The organism is Edaphobacter flagellatus (genome assembly GCF_025264665.1).
Taxonomy (GTDB): domain Bacteria; phylum Acidobacteriota; class Terriglobia; order Terriglobales; family Acidobacteriaceae; genus Edaphobacter; species Edaphobacter flagellatus.
Genome location: NZ_CP073697.1, coordinates 133,737 through 148,714 on the forward strand (window position 1 = coordinate 133,737; position 14,978 = coordinate 148,714).

A 14,978-nucleotide genomic window follows, 5' to 3' on the forward strand; every position below is an offset into this window, starting at 1 on the left:
TACCCCGTAGGTGCAAGGGTGGGGGAGGCCGGAAGAATGTGCTCTGTATGATGTGATACATCTATCTGACCCCGGGTTCGCCGGTTGGCAGAAGTTGAGAAGAGAGATTAACTGAGGAGTGTGGTGGAAATGAAGAAGGCAGTCGTTGCGTCTCTCCTGGCGGTCGCTAGCGCAGCAACATGCGCGCGTGTTGCGGTTGCGCAAACCCAGGTGAACCTGGGAGCAAATGCACAACAAACGGGTGGTGGTATTCAGCTTGCACCTGCCGAATATAACGACTACACAGCGGCTATCGGGCAGACGACCCCGCAGGCACAGGCTCCCGCACTCGAGCAGTTTCTGCAGAAGTACCCGCAGTCGCAGGTGAAGACCGATGTGCTGCAGCGGTTGATGGCAGCTTATAGCGCCTTCGATCCGGCCAAGACGCTGGACGCAGCCGATCGCGTGCTGCAGGTGGATCCGAACAATATCCGCGCTCTCACCATCGAGACCTTTTTCCGTCTGCAGGGAAGCGATTCGATTACCGATCCCGCCGCTAAGCAGGCCGCTCTGGATAAGGCTGCCAGCTATGCGCAGCAGGGCCTGTCGGCGACGAAGCCAAAGGACATGAGCGATGCAGACTTCGCCACTGCGAAGGGCGCTGCAACGCCGATCTTTCATCGTGCGATTGCTACAGATGCACTGGCCAAGAAGGATGCCGCCACTGCGATCACGAACCTGAAGGCCAATCTGGACGGAGCGAAGCCCGAGGAGACCAAGACACCGGGACCGCTCCTGCAGGACACCTACACGCTAGGTCAGGCTTACTATGCATCGACGCCTCCCGATTTCCTGAGCTGCGCCTGGTACGCAACACGTGCTGCCTCCTTTGCTCCGGAGCCTTATAAGACTCAGATGATGCCGCTGGCCAAGTTCTGCTATAAGCGGTATCACGGCGCCGATGACGGCTTCGATGCTTTGGTGACGCAGGCGCAGGCGAATCTGAATCCTCCGGCAAACCTGAGCGATACGATCAAGCCTGCTCCGAAACCGGCTGATGTTGCTCATCAGGTTGTAACTTCGACCGCTGACCTCAGCACGCTGGCGATCTCGGACAAGGAGTTCATCCTGCAGAACGGTTCGACCGAGGATGCCGCGAAGGTCTGGGACACCATCAAGGGCAAAACGGTGCAGATTCCGGATGCTACGGTCGTCTCCGTTTCGGATACGGCGCTGCAGGTATCGGTTTCCGATGATGCCGTGCAGGGCAAGACGGCTGATTTCACTTTCAACCTGACGGCTCCGCTGAAGACGGCTCCGACGGTTGGCTCAAAGGTGACGGTAACCGGAACATACTCCTCATTCACTCCGAACCCGATCATGATCACGATGAGCGATGGTGCAGTGGTTGAGCCCAAGAAGACTCCGGCGAAGCCTGCTCCGGGTCATCGCCCTGTCCGCAAGAAGTAAAACGGACGATTCACTTCAACGAGAGGCAGCCTTCGGGCTGCCTCTTTCCTTTGCCCACCCACCAGGTACAGATTTGTGCAAAGTATTCGAACGAGGGGCTTATGGGCGCGGTTGCTTTTGGTTAACTTCGACGGGGAGGAGAAGCGTTTATTTCGCCTCTTTAATCGTAGCAAAACCAAAGCATGAAATCGGCAAATGGATGTTGATGAAAACACATGCGTTATACCTATCTGCCACTTGACGGAAAATCTGTGGATAAAGAGGAGAGGCTTTATCGCTGATCTTCCTCTTACTGCCCTTATTCGCCGAGGATGAGGTGCTGGACCGAGTAGGCGCGTCCCGTGGTACCGTCGCAGCCGATGAGAGCGGCGCACATCTTCGGATTCCCTTTGGCGGCCTCGAACTTGCCCGGCATTCCGGTGAGGAAGCGATTGAGGACGAGCTCGGTTTCGACCCCGATGACGGAGTCGTACGGGCCGGACATGCCGACATCGGTGATGAAGGCGGTGCCACCGGGCAGCAGGCGAGCGTCGGCGGTGGGAATGTGGGTGTGGGTGCCCATGACGGCAGTGACTCGGCCGTCGAGATACCAGCCGAGGGCGACCTTTTCGCTGGTGGTTTCGGCGTGAATGTCGAGCAGGATGACCTTTGCGGTGATTTTGCTGAGCAGCTCGTCGGCCTTGCGGAAGGGATCGTCACAGGAGGACATGAAGACGCGGCCCTGGAGATTGAGGACGGCGTACTGTTGACCGGTGGACAGTTCGCCTTGGTACACACCGAATCCCGGCGTGCCGACGGCGTAGTTGGCAGGACGCAGGACGCGGCGTCTGCGTTCGTGCGAGTCGGCCGGGACGGTCATGTATTCGAAGATTTCGCGCTTGTCCCAGATGTGATTGCCGGTGGTGATGACATGCGCGCCCAAGTCGAAGATCTCTTCGGCGATGGAAGGGGTGATGCCGAAGCCTCCGGCGGCATTCTCGCCATTGATGATGAGAAGGTCGACGGCGTTGGTTTCGATGACGTGGGGGAGATGCTCGCGTACGATGTGGCGGCCGGCGGAGCCAAAGACATCGCCGACGAAAAGAATGTTCACTGGAAGATTTTACATGGGCAGGGAAGAAGGATTGCTGAGAGGAACTAGGTGGTTGTCCGGATAGCAAAGTAACGATCTGTGGAAGGCACGGAGTGTGGTTGTTGTGGTAGTTTGCTTGGGTGGCAAACAGTGAACGTTTTCAGTTAGGTGTGCGAGTATTGGCTCTCCTCGCCGAGAAGCCGGATGGAATGATGACCTCAGCCGAGATTGCTGACACGCTGAACGAGAGCGCGGTGATGGTGCGCCGGTCGTTTCTGCTGCTGCACAAGGCAGGACTGATTGTGCAGCGCAAAGGGCCGCATGGCGGCGCGAAGCTGAAGGTTACCCCCAAGCAGATCGGGCTGGGCGACGTGTTTGCGGCAACCTCGGGCGACTGGCTCTCTGTGGAAGACAAGGCAGTGGCCGGGCTGATGAAGAAGGTGCGCGAGGACGCGGTGGAAGCGATGAACGAGCACTCGCTGGCGGGGGTGGTGAAGCGGTTGAAGAAAGGGAAGTAAAGAGGCACACCCCAGGGGCTGAAGCCCCTTATCTTCCGAGCTAGAGAGACCCGAGGCTGAAGCCTCGGGCTACCTAAATGCGGGTCGCGCTTTTGCGCGATGGGCCACCCGTGCGGTGAAGCTGCATGAATAGGGCACCCGGCTAACGCTCCAGCTCAATCGCTAGATCCTTGAGTGCCTCAACTTGGCTGGCGGCATACCGCGCGTCTTTGCTTCGAATGTCTTCATCCGTGATGAAATGCATCAAGAGATGAAATGCTCTGTCTAACACAGGGTCTCGTTCGACTGACAGCGATGCAAGTTTTCGACTAATATCAGTCTGCAACATCGCATTCTCGAAGCCACCGTTGGGTGTTTCTAAAGCGATGACTTCTCGGATTTTTGCTGCAAGGAACTGATGCGGCGTTCTATACAAGCCGTTCTCCTTGATCGCTACTCCGCGGACTCTCCATGCGGCTGTTCTTCCTTTTGCGCTGCCTGCTCGGCGGTCTTCTGACGCGGTCGCATGAGAGGAAACAGGATGACATCACGGATGGAGCTGGAGTTGGTGAGCAGCATGGTGAGGCGGTCGATGCCGATGCCTTCGCCTGCGGTGGGTGGCAGGCCGTAGCCGAGGGCGCGGACGTAGTCGTCGTCGACGGCGGACATGGCTTCTTCGTCGCCACGCTCCTTCTGCTCGATCTGCTGCTGGAAGCGATTGTCCTGGTCGACGGGGTCGTTGAGCTCGGAGAAGGCGTTGCCGACCTCGAAGCCGCCGATGTAGAACTCGAAGCGCTCGACCCAGTCGGGCTCTTCGGGCTTAATCTTCGAGAGTGGTGAGACGGCCAAGGGGAAATCGTAGATGATCGTGGGCTGGATTAAGTGGGGTTCGGCGACGGCTTCGAAGATTGTAGCTATTGCTGCTCCTGCTGATGTTCCTTTTGGAAGGTTATAGCGACATAAAGCTAAAGCACCTGAGACAACAGTTCCCGCGTCTTCGACCAATAGAACGGTCGCCTCAATCCACCGCGACAGCGATTCAGAATTCGCAAAATCTTCCATCGACGGTTTGGGACCGTGCCCATCAGGCCAGAACTTGATGATGGCTTCGCGCATGGAGAGCTTGGTCCACTTGCCAAGGTTGATTTCGTTGCCGTTGAAGTGGGTGATGGTGGTTCCGTTGACTTCCATGGCGACGAATTTGATGAGATCTTCGGTGAGGTTCATCAGGTCGTGATAGTTGGCGTAGGCCTGGTAGAACTCGAGCATGGTGAACTCGGGGTTGTGCCGGGTGCTGACGCCTTCGTTGCGGAAGTTGCGGTTGATCTCGTAGACGCGGTCGAGGCCGCCGACGACGAGGCGCTTGAGGTAGAGCTCGGGCGCGATGCGGAGGAAGAGGTCGATGTCGAGCTCGTTGTGGTGAGTGATGAAGGGGCGCGCGGCTGCTCCGCCGGCGATCGGCTGCATCATCGGGGTTTCGACTTCGAGGTAGCCGCGGGCGTCGAAGAACTTGCGCAGGGCGCGAAGGACAGCGGCGCGCTTGACGAAGACCTCGCGGACGTTGCGGGGGGAGTCGTCGGCTTCGATTGGAGTCTGTGGCGCTTCGGGCGAAATGCCGGGGTTCCTCGACTCCGCGTTTTGCGCTTCGCTCGGAATGACACTCTCTGAGGTTGATGCTGGTTTGTCGGCTTTGGCGCTGTGGCCGGTGTTCATGAAGAGGTCGACGTAGCGCTGGCGGTAGCGTAGCTCGGTGTCTTCGAGGCCGTGGTACTTGTCGGGCAGGGCGAGCATGGCCTTGGCGAGGAAGGTGATGCCGGGCTGGGCCGGGACATCCGGCTGCGCTGGCGTGGTGGTGACGTGGACGGTGAGCTCGCCGGTGCGCGTGCGCATGAGGTAGCCGCGGACGCCGATGTGGTCGCCGAGGTCGAGAAGCTTGTAGAGGGCGAAGGCATTCTCTCCGACGTCGTCTTTGCGGACGTAGATCTGGATGCGCTCGCCTGCCTGCTGAAGCTGCGCGAAGCCAGCTTTGCCCTGGAGGCGGATGGCCATGATGCGTCCGGCGATGGCGACGGGTTTGCGGTCGGCTTCGAGTTGTTCGCCCGTGATCGGGGCTTCGGCGGAGTCGTACTCGTGTTTGATCCAGGGGATAATGGGGCCGTTGAACTCTGTCCAGCCGGGGGCGCTGACGGAGAAGTAGTTGGGATAGGTGGCCTGTGCGTGGTTGAGGCCGAGCTCGGCGCCGAGTTTGGCGATCTCGTTGAGCTTGTCCTGGCGCTGCTTGAAAAGTTTCTGCTCGAATTCGGAGTCGTTGAACGGCAAGGTATTTCCTTTAGGAGATTGTCGTTGTTCAGTATAGCGGCGTTGGTCGAGCGGGCTAAGGGCGTGTTGTAATAAGTGGGCTATGGCAGATGGAGAGAAGAAGAACGCGTTGGGCGAGTTGGTGAAGGCTGAGTCGATGATTCAGCTGGCGATCGCACTGCCGGCGGGATGCGTAATTGGCTGGCTGATCGGTGCGTGGCTGGACAGGCACTTCCACCAGAACTGGATGGGCATTGCGGGGATTGTGTTTGGTGCGATTGGCGGGTTCCTGCAGATTTTTATGACCGCGTCGCGGTATTTGAAGAAGGGCGATTAGGTGAGGGCATTAGAGTCATTTTCGGACGCGGACTTCCGCCAGACGATTCTGCGGGCTCTGCGGTTGCTGGCGGTGGTTTCGGTGGCAGGTGCGGTGCTGCTGTGGTGGAAGATGGGCTGGCAGAGCGCTGTGCTGCTGGCGGTGGGGGCCGTCATTTCGGGCTCGGGGCTATGGGAATGGCTGCGGCTGATGACGGCAGTGATGGCCCGTATGGACAAGGGTGGCGAGGCGAAGCCCATGGCCATCCTGCTGTTAGGATTCTTTGTTCGTCTGGCTGCCACGGTAGCGCTTCTGTATGTTAGCCTTAAGGTACTGAACGGTTCCGTCTATGCGCTGGCAGCCGGGCTTGCCTTGGGGGTGTTTGCCCTTACGGTAGAAGGCCTTAGGCTGGTCAAGGCGTGGACTGTCTAAGCGACCGGAAGACGTTCAGCCCTGAACTTTTATGCCCGAGCAGCTTTTCTTTACCAAGTTTCTGAACGCCCACTTTGCCGCGCCTGTCGACGCGCTGCTTCAGGCCGTTCATGTGCATCCGAAGTATCCTGCAGCTCCGATTACGAACTCGTTTGCGATGGAGTTACTGGTCTTCCTGATTCTTCTGGCCTACTTCATCCTCGTTCGTGCAACGCTGAGCGTGGAGAAGCCGGGTGCCTTCCAGCACATGGCGGAGATGACGAATGAATTCGTCTCCGACCAGGCGGAACAGATCATCGGCCACGGATCGGAGCGCTTTGTCAGCTACCTGACGGCGCTGTTCCTGTTTATCCTGCTGAGCAATCTGATTGGTCTGGCATCGCCGTGGCTGGAGTCGCCAACAGCAGATGTCGTGGTGCCGCTGGGCTTTGCCCTGGTCACCTTCCTGTACTACCACTACCACGGTGTGCGCTCGAACGGTGTTGGCTACATCAAGCAGTTCCTGGGGCCGGTGTGGTGGCTGTATCCGCTGCTGTTTCCGATTGAGATCATCTCGCACTGCGCTCGTGTGCTGTCGCTGACAGTTCGTCTTTACGCGAACATGTTCGCGGGCGACCTGCTGACGCTGGCATTCTTCTCGCTGGTGCCGATTGGCATCCCGCTGGTCTTCCTGGGACTGCACCTTGGCGTGGCGGTGATTCAGGCTTATGTGTTCCTGCTGCTGGCAGCGATCTATCTGTCATTGGCTGTGGCGCACGATCATTAGTCTCAAGTTTGCGGCGGAGGGACTCCCTCTCCGCCGTAGCAACAACGCTGCAAGCGTGAGGGTGCCAGCACGGTGAGCATCAACCACCCACTGGCGGCGTATCTCAACGGGAGATGGAGTAACGCAATGAAGAAGCTTCAGTATCTATTTATGTCGTTGGCCGCGATGCTGCTCGCAACGCCGGCTTTTGCGCAGGGCGCTGGCAACTACTCGCCCGCTTCGCAGTGGGTTCCGCTGGCCGCTGGCCTGGGCATGGCCCTTGCTGCTGGTCTCTGCGGTCTCGGCCAGGGTAAGGCAACCGCTTCGGCCACCGAGGCTCTCGCTCGCAACCCAGGCGCTCGCCCCGGAATCTTCATCTTCCTGATTCTCGGTCTCGCCTTCATCGAGTCGCTTGCGCTGTTCACCTTCGTCATCATCTTCCTCAAGGTGCAGGCGTAAGTTTTTACAAGTTGTAGAAAAGGCCCTCGCTTCGGCGAGGGCCTTTTGTTGCTTCATGTTCTGTAAGGAAGGAAGCTAAGTTCGAGCTAGGATATAAGCAATGAGCTGGCTTATGAGACTTGGGTTGTTTGCTGGCGGACTCGTGTTGGTATTGCTTGGAATGGCTCAGCTCCAGACTGGCCATTGGGTGTTTACCAATGCGAGTTATCATCAAACTACTTTTGCAGCGAGTGGGATTGGATTGGGATGTTTGATCTGCCTCTTAGCATTTCTGCCTCCCGGCGGATGGGTATATAGGCGGATTACAACTGGCCGCAAGATCAAGAAAGCCAGTTCAAAGCGCCGTCTTGATGAGCGGCGGCGACCCTAACATTAGGTTGAGGATTTCTTCGGGTTCAAAAAACGCAGATCCTTCAACTCCGCTTGCTCGCTCAGAATGACACTTTTTAGGAGTGGGGCTGAGACTCCGAAGCGTTGCTTTCGCTTGGCGCAGTAGGCTTTGAAGTTCTTTATGGCTAGCTTTACTGTTCCTATGGCTACGCCGATCAGGACGATTACCACTTCCACGATGAAGTGGTTTGCTGGTCCATGAATGGACATACAGAAAGTTCAGCGAGTTCCAGTCGAGCTTATAGCGTCGGTTGCGGTGGGTTCGATTGAGTTGGTTTGGTGCATTGTGACATTGGCGCTTCGCTGGGCGAGCGAGAGAATGCGGTTTGGAGCGATTCCCAGAAGCAGTGTTGCCACTGCGGTGAAGGTAAGCGCAATGGCAGCTGGGACCGTGACGGGTGCGTAGATGGGGGCCTGCTCATTGTGATGTACCGGCTTGGCGTAGAGTGCAGCCAGCAGGCGCAGGTAGTAGAAGCAGGCGATGCCGCTGTTCAGCAGTCCGATGACGGCGAGCCATACGTTACCGGAGTGCAGTGCGGCCGAGAAGACGTAGAACTTACCGAAGAATCCGCCGGTGAAGGGGATTCCGATGAGTGAGAGCAGGAAGAAGCCGAGCACTGCGGCCAGGACGGGACGGCGTAGGGCGAGTCCGGCGTAGTCGTCGATGGTGCGGGCGTGCTCGTCGTAGCCGGAGAGCTGGGTGATGACGGTAAAGGCGCCGACATTCATTGCTGCATACGCTGCGGTGTAAAAACAAGCCGAAGCGATGCCATCAGCTGGAAAGGCCGTGTAGGCGACCAGCAGGTAGCCAGCGTGCGCGATCGACGAGTAGGCGAGCATGCGCTTGACGTCGCGCTGCATCAAAGCGCCGAGGTTGCCGACGAACATCGAAAGCGCGGCGATGACCCAGATGAGCGAGGCCCACCGGGGCTCGTACGAGGGGAAACCGGAGAAGAGGATGCGGAGCAGAACGGCAAAGGCAGCGGCCTTCGGTGCCGTGGACATGAGTCCGACGACGGGGGCTGGAGCACCCTGGTAGACGTCCGGTGTCCAGACATGGAACGGAGCGGCCGAGACCTTGAAGCCGATGCCGATGATGATCAGTGCAAGCGACAGAAGCGCAAGGGTGGGCATGGTCGTCGTCGCGAGGCCCTGCGAGATGACGTCGATGCGTGTGGAGCCGGTGGCTCCGAAGGCCAGCGCGATGCCGTAGAGGAAGAAAGCTGTGGCGAAAGAGCCGAGCAGGAAGTACTTGATGGATGACTCGGACGCCGTTGCCTGCCCCTTGCGGAAGCCAGCCATGATGTAGGTGGAGATGGAAGAGATCTCGAGACCGACGAAGACCATCAGCAGCTCGACAGAGCAGGTCATCAGCATCATGCCGACGGCTCCGAAGAGCGTGAGAGCGAAATACTCACCAGCGTGCGTGGCATGGCCTTCGAAGTAGTCCAGCGAGCTGAGCAGCGTGACGAGGACGATGGCTGCGATCAGCAGGTGGAAGAAGACAGAGAAGGCATCGACCTGAATGGTGCCATAGAAGGCGTGCAGCGTGCCGAAGCCCAGCTGGTACCAGCTGGCGAGTCCTGCAGCGAGGGTGCCGAGGATGGCGAGGATGCCGAGCGGCTTGCGTGTGCGCTCCGGCTGGAAGAGCGGATCGACCAGCATAATGAGCACGCCGGTGATCGTGAGGATGTACTCGGGCAGAAGGGCGAGGACGTTAGGAGACATCTACTTGCCTCCTTTCGTCGAAGCGAGTGTATTTGTAGTCGCAGTGCCTGGTTTTGCGGAGCTGGTCTCGAAGTTCAGGTTGACGGCCTGCGTGCGATTGACGGTCTCGGCGATCTGCGTGGCTGCGGTATTGATGATGTTCATGAAGACGGGCGATGCGATGCCCATGAAGAGGAAGAGCGCAACCAGCGGCCAGAGCGCAAGGTGCTCACGCGCATTGAGGTCGAGCGGAGCGACCTGCGTCGCGCGATGGCTGAGATCGCCGTAGAAGATCCGCTGGATCATGCCAAGCATGTAGGAGGCGGTGAGGATGACGCCAGTGGTGGCGAGTACCGTCCAGCCGATGTGGTGCGCGATAGCTGACTGCATCGAACCGGAGAGGACAAGGAATTCGCCGACAAAGCCGTTGAGCATGGGCAGGCCGGTGACGGAAAGTGCCGTGAGCACAAACATGGTCACGATCCAGGGAAGCTTTGCCGCCAGTCCGCCGTACTCGCGCATGTCGTAGGTACGGTAGCGCTCGTAGAGGAGGCCGAGAAGCATGAAGAGCGCTCCACCGCCGATGCCTTCGTTGAGGGTTTGATAGATGCCGCCGTTGATGCCGGAGACGGTGAAGGCAAAGATGCCGAGGACGACGACGGAGACGTGTCCAAGCGTGCCGAAAGCAGCGAGGCGCTTGAGATCCTTTTGTACGAGAGCAATAAGGGCTCCGTAGACGATACCGATGGCTCCGAGCGCAAGCATCAGAGGTGCGATGCGATGCGATTGTCCCGGAAAGATGCCGAAGGAGAATCGCATGATGGAGTAAAGACCAAGCTTGCCGGCGATGACCATGACGGCAGCGGTCGGAGCTTCGGAGACGGCGTCAGCCAGCCAGCCATGCAGCGGGAAGACCGGAACCTTGACCGCAAAGGCGGCGAGGAAGGCCAACGAGGCCAGCCAGAGTGCCGTCGAGTTGCCGGAGATGCTATGCGTGGAGGCCAGAGCAGCAAGCTGCGGATAGTCGAACGTGCCCGTGCGGGTGTAGAGCCAGAGCATCGCGACCAACAGAATGGCCGAGGGGATGAAGGCGTAGAGAAAGAACTTGATGGCGGCGCGCCGGCGGTTCTCCGTGCGGCCGAAGGTGGCGATCAGCAGCGCCATGGGGACCAGCGAAAGCTCCCAGAAGGCGTAGTAGAGGAAGAGATCGAGTGAGACGAAGATGCCGAGCATCGCAACCTGCTGGAGCAGGAAAAGGACGTAGAAGAGGCGGCGGCGCGAGTCGATCGTCTTCCAGGAGATAAGGACGCCAAGCGGAGCGAGGAGGCCGGTGAGGACGACGAACCACATGGAGAGGCCGTCGACGCCTACGTGATAGCGAATGGCGGGCGAGGTGATCCAGGAGCAGTTTTGCTCGAACTGGAAGGCTCCGGCAGGAACGGTGTGGTCATAGCGGAAAGGAAGGTGAAGTGTGAAGAGGAAGGTCAGCAGGGTGACAATGAGCGCTCCCCACTGCTGGATGCGGTCGCGGTCGGGAAGCAGCGCGAGCAGGATGGCTCCAGCAAGAGGAGTGAAGGTGATGATCGTCAGTATGTTGTGATCGAGATTCATCGTTTCCTTTAGTACAGACAGCAGACAACTAGACTAGTGGCCGAAGATCATGACAGCGATAACGGCTGCGGCTCCAAGTGCCAGCCAGCCAGCGTACGAGCGAATATTGCCGGATTGAACTTTGCGGACGAGCGCCCCAAGCCCCCTGGCAGAAGATCCTGCGAGGTAGCCAGAGCCATTGACGACGCCTCCGTCGAACAGTGTGCCCAGAATGAGTCGCGAGAACATAAGCAGAGGAGCCACGATGAGCGCCTGATAGATCTCGTCGATGTAGAACTTGTTCTCGACGACGCGATAGAGGGCGGGGAATTTTGCGGCGTAGGAGGCGGCGGTGCCGGGCTTCTTGTAGTAGAGGACGTAGGCCACAAAGAGGCCGAAGAGCGCGACAAGGACGGAGACAGCGGCGAGGCCAAGTTCCGTGCCACGCGATGCGGCTTCAGCTATGGCTGTGCCATTGGAGAAAACGGGGGCGAGGAACTCGCCGATTTCATCGTGGCCCCCCATAGCATGAGGGACGCCGACCCAGCCTCCGATAAACGAGAGCAGGGCAAGGATAATAAGCGGCAGCGTCATGACCAGCGGAGACTCGTGGACGCCGTGGGCGTGATCTCCGTGGTGAGCATCGGAATGGTGTTCTTCAAAACGCTCTTCGCCGAAGAAGGTCTTGAACCAGAGGCGGAACATGTAGAACGACGTCATGCCAGCGGTGATGAGGCCGACAAGCCAGAGAAGTTTGCCGAGGGGATTCGGGCTGGTGAAGGCGTGGAAGAGAATCTCGTCTTTGGAGAAGAAGCCTGCGAGCGGAGGGATTCCGGCAATGGCAAAGACGCCCATCGTCATCGTCCAGAAAGTGATGGGGATACGCTTCCGCAGCCCGCCCATCTTGCGCATATCCTGCTCGCCCGAGAGCGCGTGAATGACAGAGCCTGCTGCGAGGAAGAGCAGCGCCTTGAAGAAGGCATGCGTCAGCAGGTGGAAGATGCCCGCGGTGTAGGCGCCGACTCCGCAGGCGAGGAACATGTAGCCGAGCTGCGAGACGGTGGAGTAGGCCAGCACGCGCTTGATGTCGTGCTGCACCATGCCGATGCATGCGGCGAAGATGGCGGTTGCTGCTCCAATGACGGCGATTACGCCAAGTGACAACGGGCAGTGGTCGAAGAGCACATGACTGCGGGCAACCATGTAGATGCCTGCAGTGACCATGGTTGCGGCATGGATGAGGGCCGAGACCGGCGTGGGGCCTTCCATGGCGTCGGGAAGCCAGACGTAGAGCGGAATCTGTGCCGACTTACCGGTGGCTCCGAGAATGAGGAGTAGGGTGATGGCGGTGTAGATGCCACAGGTAGAAGGATCGGCTGCGGCTGCGCTGAAGACCGTATGAAAGTCGAGCGAGCCGAAGTGTGCGATGAGGAGAAACATCGCAAGCAGGAAGCCGAAGTCGCCGATGCGGTTGACGATGAAGGCCTTCTTGCCGGCATTGGCTGCAGAGTCCTTCTTGAAGTAGAAGCCGATCAGAAGGTACGAGGCGAGGCCGACGCCCTCCCAGCCAACGAAGAGGAGCAGGAAGTTGGCTGAGAGCACCAGAACCAGCATGAAGAACATGAAGAGGTTCAGATAGGCGAAGAAGCGCCAGTAGCCTTCTTCGTGCGCCATGTAGCCAACGGAGTAGAGGTGGATGAGGAAGCCGACGCAGGTGACCACGCCGAGCATGATCAGCGTCAGGTGATCGACGGTGAAGGCGAAATCGGCATGGAAGCCGGAGATCTGAATCCAGTTGTTGCCGAAGAGCGTAACCACGGACTGAATGGACTCAGGCGCTCCCGGGGCCTTCATCGAGAACCAGAGCCAGCCCCAGAGGCAGGCAGAGATAAAGGTAGGAATGAGCGCAACGGCGGAGACGAGGGCGCGGGGAAGGCGGCGGCCCAGGGTTCCGTTGATGAGGAATCCCGCGAAGGGAAGCAGCGGAATCAACCAGAGGTAGGAAGCGGGCATCTCGAGTCTCGTGTCCTTAATTCTTGAGCAGGTTGACCTGGTCGACGTTGAGGGTCTGGCGGGTACGGAAGATGGCGATGATGATGGCCAGACCGACGGCTGCTTCGGCTGCAGCAACCACCATGACGAAGAAGACGAAGATCTGTCCAGTGATCTGGTGCCACATGTGCGCGAAGGCAACAAAGGTAAGGTTGACGGCGTTGAGCATCAGCTCAATCGACATGAAGATGGTGATGATGTTGCGCTTGATCAGAAAGCTGGCAGCGCCGATGGAGAAGAGCACGGCGGCGAGGACCAGGTAGTAGGAGATGGGAACGGTCATGCTTTCTCTACTGCTCCTTTCGCGCGAGCACAACGGCTCCGAGGATAGCGACGAGGATGAGGATGCTGGTGACCTCGAAGGGAAGCAGGAGGTCCTTGAAGAGCACCTGCGAGATCTCGGCGATGTTGTTGACGGCGTGGGTAAGGTGGCTGGTGATGTCGGTCGAGCCGAAGGCCTTGCTGTTGGTCAGGAAGACGAAGCTCAGCAGGCAGAAGACGGCGGCGGCTCCGGGGATTCCGGCAAAATAGGCCGCGCGGCTACCGTGGGTGCGTTCTTCTTCGCCCGCGTTCAGCAACATGACGACGAAGACGAAGAGCACCATGATGGCGCCGGAGTAGACGATCACCTGCGCGGCGGCGAGGAACTCAGCCCCCAGCGACCAATAGAGAACGGCCAGCGACATCATGACGACGACCAGCGAGAGCGCCGAATTGATAGGGTGCCGCTGTAGCAGGAAGTTGATAGCCCCGGCGACGGCGAGCAGACCGAAGATGATGAAAAGTGCCAGTTGCATGATGCTCCGCGGATTCTTCTATGGAATCGCTTGAATCACTTTCAAAACAGCTCAAAATTTAGGGCTACCTGTTGATTGTAAAGCAGGTAGCGTGAGGCTCACCCCTTGAGTGCGAGGACGAGTGAGGTTGCAAGAATGTTGAGGATGGAAACGGGCAGCAGAAACTTCCAGCCAAAGGCCATCAGTTGGTCGTAACGGAAACGAGGAAGCGTAGCACGCACCCAGATATAGAGCAGAAGGAACGCGAAAACTTTGGCGACAAACCAGAAGACGGGAAGGATGGCCGCAATGATCGCATTCGAGGGCGTCGGCAGCAGGTTGCCGAAGGGGCTGGTGGGGCCGCCGAGGAAGAGCAGCGTGGCCACGCAGGCGACCGTGATCATGTTGGCGTATTCGGCCATGAAAAACATGGCGAACTTCATCGAGGAGTATTCGGTATGGTAACCGGCAACGAGCTCGGATTCAGCCTCGGGCAGGTCGAAGGGGGCGCGGTTGGTTTCGGCATAGGCCGCCATCAGATAGATGAAGAAGGCGATGAACTGGAAGCCGCCGAAGATGTTCCAGGAAAGAGCGCCGTGGGCAGCCTGTGAGTCGACGATATCGCGGAGGCGGAGCGATCCGGCGCGCAGGACAACGCCGACCAGCGAGAGGCCTAGCGCAAGTTCGTAGCTGATGACCTGTGAGGTAGCGCGTAGCGAGCCGAGCAAGGAGAACTTGTTGTTCGACGACCAGCCGGAGAGCGCGATGCCGTAGACCCCGATTGACGTGATGCCGAGGATCACCAGCAGCCCGATATTAATGTCGGAGATGGCGAACATGTCGACGCCCTGAATGTGCGTAACAGCTCCGAAGGGAACGACGGCGACCGAGACGAGGGCGCAGGTCAGCGCGATGATGGGCGCGAGAATGAAGAGCGGTTTCTCGGTGGCCATCGGCATGAGGTCTTCCTTGAGGAAAAGCTTGATGCCGTCGGCGAGCGGTTGCAGCAAGCCGAAGGGGCCGACGCGCGAAGGGCCCCAGCGATTCTGCATGCGGCCGAGGACCTTGCGCTCCAGCAGAACGGTGTAGGCGACCGCCGTCAGCGTAATGACGAGTACGACGACGATCTTGAGGATCGAGAGCAGCAGGAATGTCTGGAAGTCGGTGAGGTGGCTCACGGTTTTTACTCTTACTC

15 protein-coding genes are annotated in these 14,978 nt (G+C 58.8%); 6 read left to right on the plus strand and 9 right to left on the minus strand.

What is annotated here, in order from left to right; translation table 11 throughout:
- Positions 1–129: 129 nt before the first annotated feature.
- Complete coding sequence (locus KFE13_RS00515) at positions 130–1,449, plus strand: hypothetical protein (RefSeq protein ID WP_260705177.1); 1,320 nt, start codon at positions 130–132, stop codon at positions 1,447–1,449.
- A gap of 298 nt (positions 1,450–1,747) precedes the next feature.
- Here KFE13_RS00515 and KFE13_RS00520 read toward each other — a convergent pair whose 3' ends face one another.
- A complete protein-coding gene (locus KFE13_RS00520) occupies positions 1,748–2,542 on the minus strand; it encodes a TIGR00282 family metallophosphoesterase (protein WP_260705178.1) in 795 nt (264 codons plus the stop codon).
- A 188-nt stretch (positions 2,543–2,730) separates the two neighbouring features.
- Between KFE13_RS00520 and KFE13_RS00525 the strand changes: the two genes are divergently transcribed.
- Positions 2,731–3,039 (plus strand): RrF2 family transcriptional regulator, encoded by a 309-nt coding sequence (locus tag KFE13_RS00525; RefSeq protein ID WP_260705179.1) that lies wholly within the window; start codon positions 2,731–2,733, stop codon positions 3,037–3,039.
- A 142-nt stretch (positions 3,040–3,181) separates the two neighbouring features.
- Here the strand turns inward: KFE13_RS00525 and KFE13_RS00530 are convergent, their stop codons facing one another.
- Together KFE13_RS00530 and lysS are read right to left on the minus strand one after the other, a co-directional pair.
- Positions 3,182–3,454: a hypothetical protein gene (locus KFE13_RS00530; protein ID WP_260705180.1), complete on the minus strand. Its 273-nt coding sequence runs from the start codon at positions 3,452–3,454 to the stop codon at positions 3,182–3,184.
- A gap of 17 nt (positions 3,455–3,471) precedes the next feature.
- Positions 3,472–5,067, minus strand: coding sequence for a lysine--tRNA ligase (gene lysS / locus KFE13_RS00535; RefSeq protein ID WP_390891629.1), 1,596 nt, complete (start codon positions 5,065–5,067; stop codon positions 3,472–3,474).
- Between the two features lie 352 nt (positions 5,068–5,419).
- Between lysS and KFE13_RS00540 the strand changes: the two genes are divergently transcribed.
- The 4 genes from KFE13_RS00540 to KFE13_RS00555 all read left to right on the plus strand — a co-directional run bounded on the left by KFE13_RS00540 (position 5,420) and on the right by KFE13_RS00555 (position 7,268).
- Positions 5,420–5,653, plus strand: a complete 234-nt coding sequence (locus KFE13_RS00540) for an AtpZ/AtpI family protein (protein ID WP_260705182.1) — start codon at positions 5,420–5,422, stop codon at positions 5,651–5,653.
- On the plus strand, positions 5,654–6,064 hold the full coding sequence (locus tag KFE13_RS00545; protein WP_260705183.1) for an ATP synthase subunit I: 411 nt from the start codon (positions 5,654–5,656) through the stop codon (positions 6,062–6,064).
- A 31-nt stretch (positions 6,065–6,095) separates the two neighbouring features.
- A complete protein-coding gene (gene atpB, locus KFE13_RS00550) occupies positions 6,096–6,830 on the plus strand; it encodes a F0F1 ATP synthase subunit A (RefSeq protein WP_260705184.1) in 735 nt (244 codons plus the stop codon).
- 126 nt (positions 6,831–6,956) lie between these two features.
- Entirely contained in the window at positions 6,957–7,268 is a 312-nt protein-coding gene (locus tag KFE13_RS00555; RefSeq protein ID WP_035350182.1) for an ATP synthase F0 subunit C, read from the plus strand.
- Between the two features lie 609 nt (positions 7,269–7,877).
- Here the strand turns inward: KFE13_RS00555 and KFE13_RS00560 are convergent.
- The 6 genes from KFE13_RS00560 to nuoH form a co-directional block, all read right to left on the minus strand.
- Complete coding sequence (locus KFE13_RS00560) at positions 7,878–9,386, minus strand: NADH-quinone oxidoreductase subunit N (protein WP_260705185.1); 1,509 nt, start codon at positions 9,384–9,386, stop codon at positions 7,878–7,880.
- Positions 9,387–10,976, minus strand: a complete 1,590-nt coding sequence (locus tag KFE13_RS00565; RefSeq protein ID WP_260705186.1) for a complex I subunit 4 family protein — start codon at positions 10,974–10,976, stop codon at positions 9,387–9,389.
- Positions 10,977–11,009: 33 nt separating this feature from the next.
- Positions 11,010–12,968, minus strand: coding sequence for an NADH-quinone oxidoreductase subunit L (gene nuoL / locus KFE13_RS00570; protein WP_260705187.1), 1,959 nt, complete (start codon positions 12,966–12,968; stop codon positions 11,010–11,012).
- 16 nt (positions 12,969–12,984) lie between these two features.
- Entirely contained in the window at positions 12,985–13,290 is a 306-nt protein-coding gene (gene nuoK / locus KFE13_RS00575) for an NADH-quinone oxidoreductase subunit NuoK (protein ID WP_260705188.1), read from the minus strand.
- Positions 13,291–13,297: 7 nt separating this feature from the next.
- Positions 13,298–13,804 carry an NADH-quinone oxidoreductase subunit J gene (locus KFE13_RS00580; protein WP_260705189.1) on the minus strand — a complete coding sequence of 169 codons (507 nt, stop codon included), beginning with the start codon at positions 13,802–13,804 and terminating at the stop codon, positions 13,298–13,300.
- A gap of 98 nt (positions 13,805–13,902) precedes the next feature.
- The gene (gene nuoH / locus KFE13_RS00585) at positions 13,903–14,961 is read right to left on the minus strand and encodes an NADH-quinone oxidoreductase subunit NuoH (RefSeq protein ID WP_260705190.1); all 1,059 of its coding nucleotides are present in this window, start codon (positions 14,959–14,961) and stop codon (positions 13,903–13,905) included.
- Positions 14,962–14,978: the final 17 nt, after the last annotated feature.

Excerpts from the sequence above, each read along its gene's own strand:
- KFE13_RS00555 (WP_035350182.1), top strand. The coding sequence starts at position 6,957 with ATGAAGAAGCTTCAGTATCTATTTATGTCGTTGGCCGCGATGCTGCTC.
- KFE13_RS00580 (WP_260705189.1), bottom strand. The coding sequence starts at position 13,804 with ATGCAACTGGCACTTTTCATCATCTTCGGTCTGCTCGCCGTCGCCGGG.
- lysS (WP_390891629.1), bottom strand. The coding sequence starts at position 5,067 with ATGGCCATCCGCCTCCAGGGCAAAGCTGGCTTCGCGCAGCTTCAGCAG.
- KFE13_RS00515 (WP_260705177.1), top strand. The coding sequence starts at position 130 with ATGAAGAAGGCAGTCGTTGCGTCTCTCCTGGCGGTCGCTAGCGCAGCA.
- KFE13_RS00540 (WP_260705182.1), top strand. The coding sequence starts at position 5,420 with ATGGCAGATGGAGAGAAGAAGAACGCGTTGGGCGAGTTGGTGAAGGCT.
- KFE13_RS00565 (WP_260705186.1), bottom strand. The coding sequence starts at position 10,976 with ATGAATCTCGATCACAACATACTGACGATCATCACCTTCACTCCTCTT.
- nuoK (WP_260705188.1), bottom strand. The coding sequence starts at position 13,290 with ATGACCGTTCCCATCTCCTACTACCTGGTCCTCGCCGCCGTGCTCTTC.
- KFE13_RS00560 (WP_260705185.1), bottom strand. The coding sequence starts at position 9,386 with ATGTCTCCTAACGTCCTCGCCCTTCTGCCCGAGTACATCCTCACGATC.
- atpB (WP_260705184.1), top strand. The coding sequence starts at position 6,096 with ATGCCCGAGCAGCTTTTCTTTACCAAGTTTCTGAACGCCCACTTTGCC.
- nuoL (WP_260705187.1), bottom strand. The coding sequence starts at position 12,968 with ATGCCCGCTTCCTACCTCTGGTTGATTCCGCTGCTTCCCTTCGCGGGA.
- KFE13_RS00525 (WP_260705179.1), top strand. The coding sequence starts at position 2,731 with ATGATGACCTCAGCCGAGATTGCTGACACGCTGAACGAGAGCGCGGTG.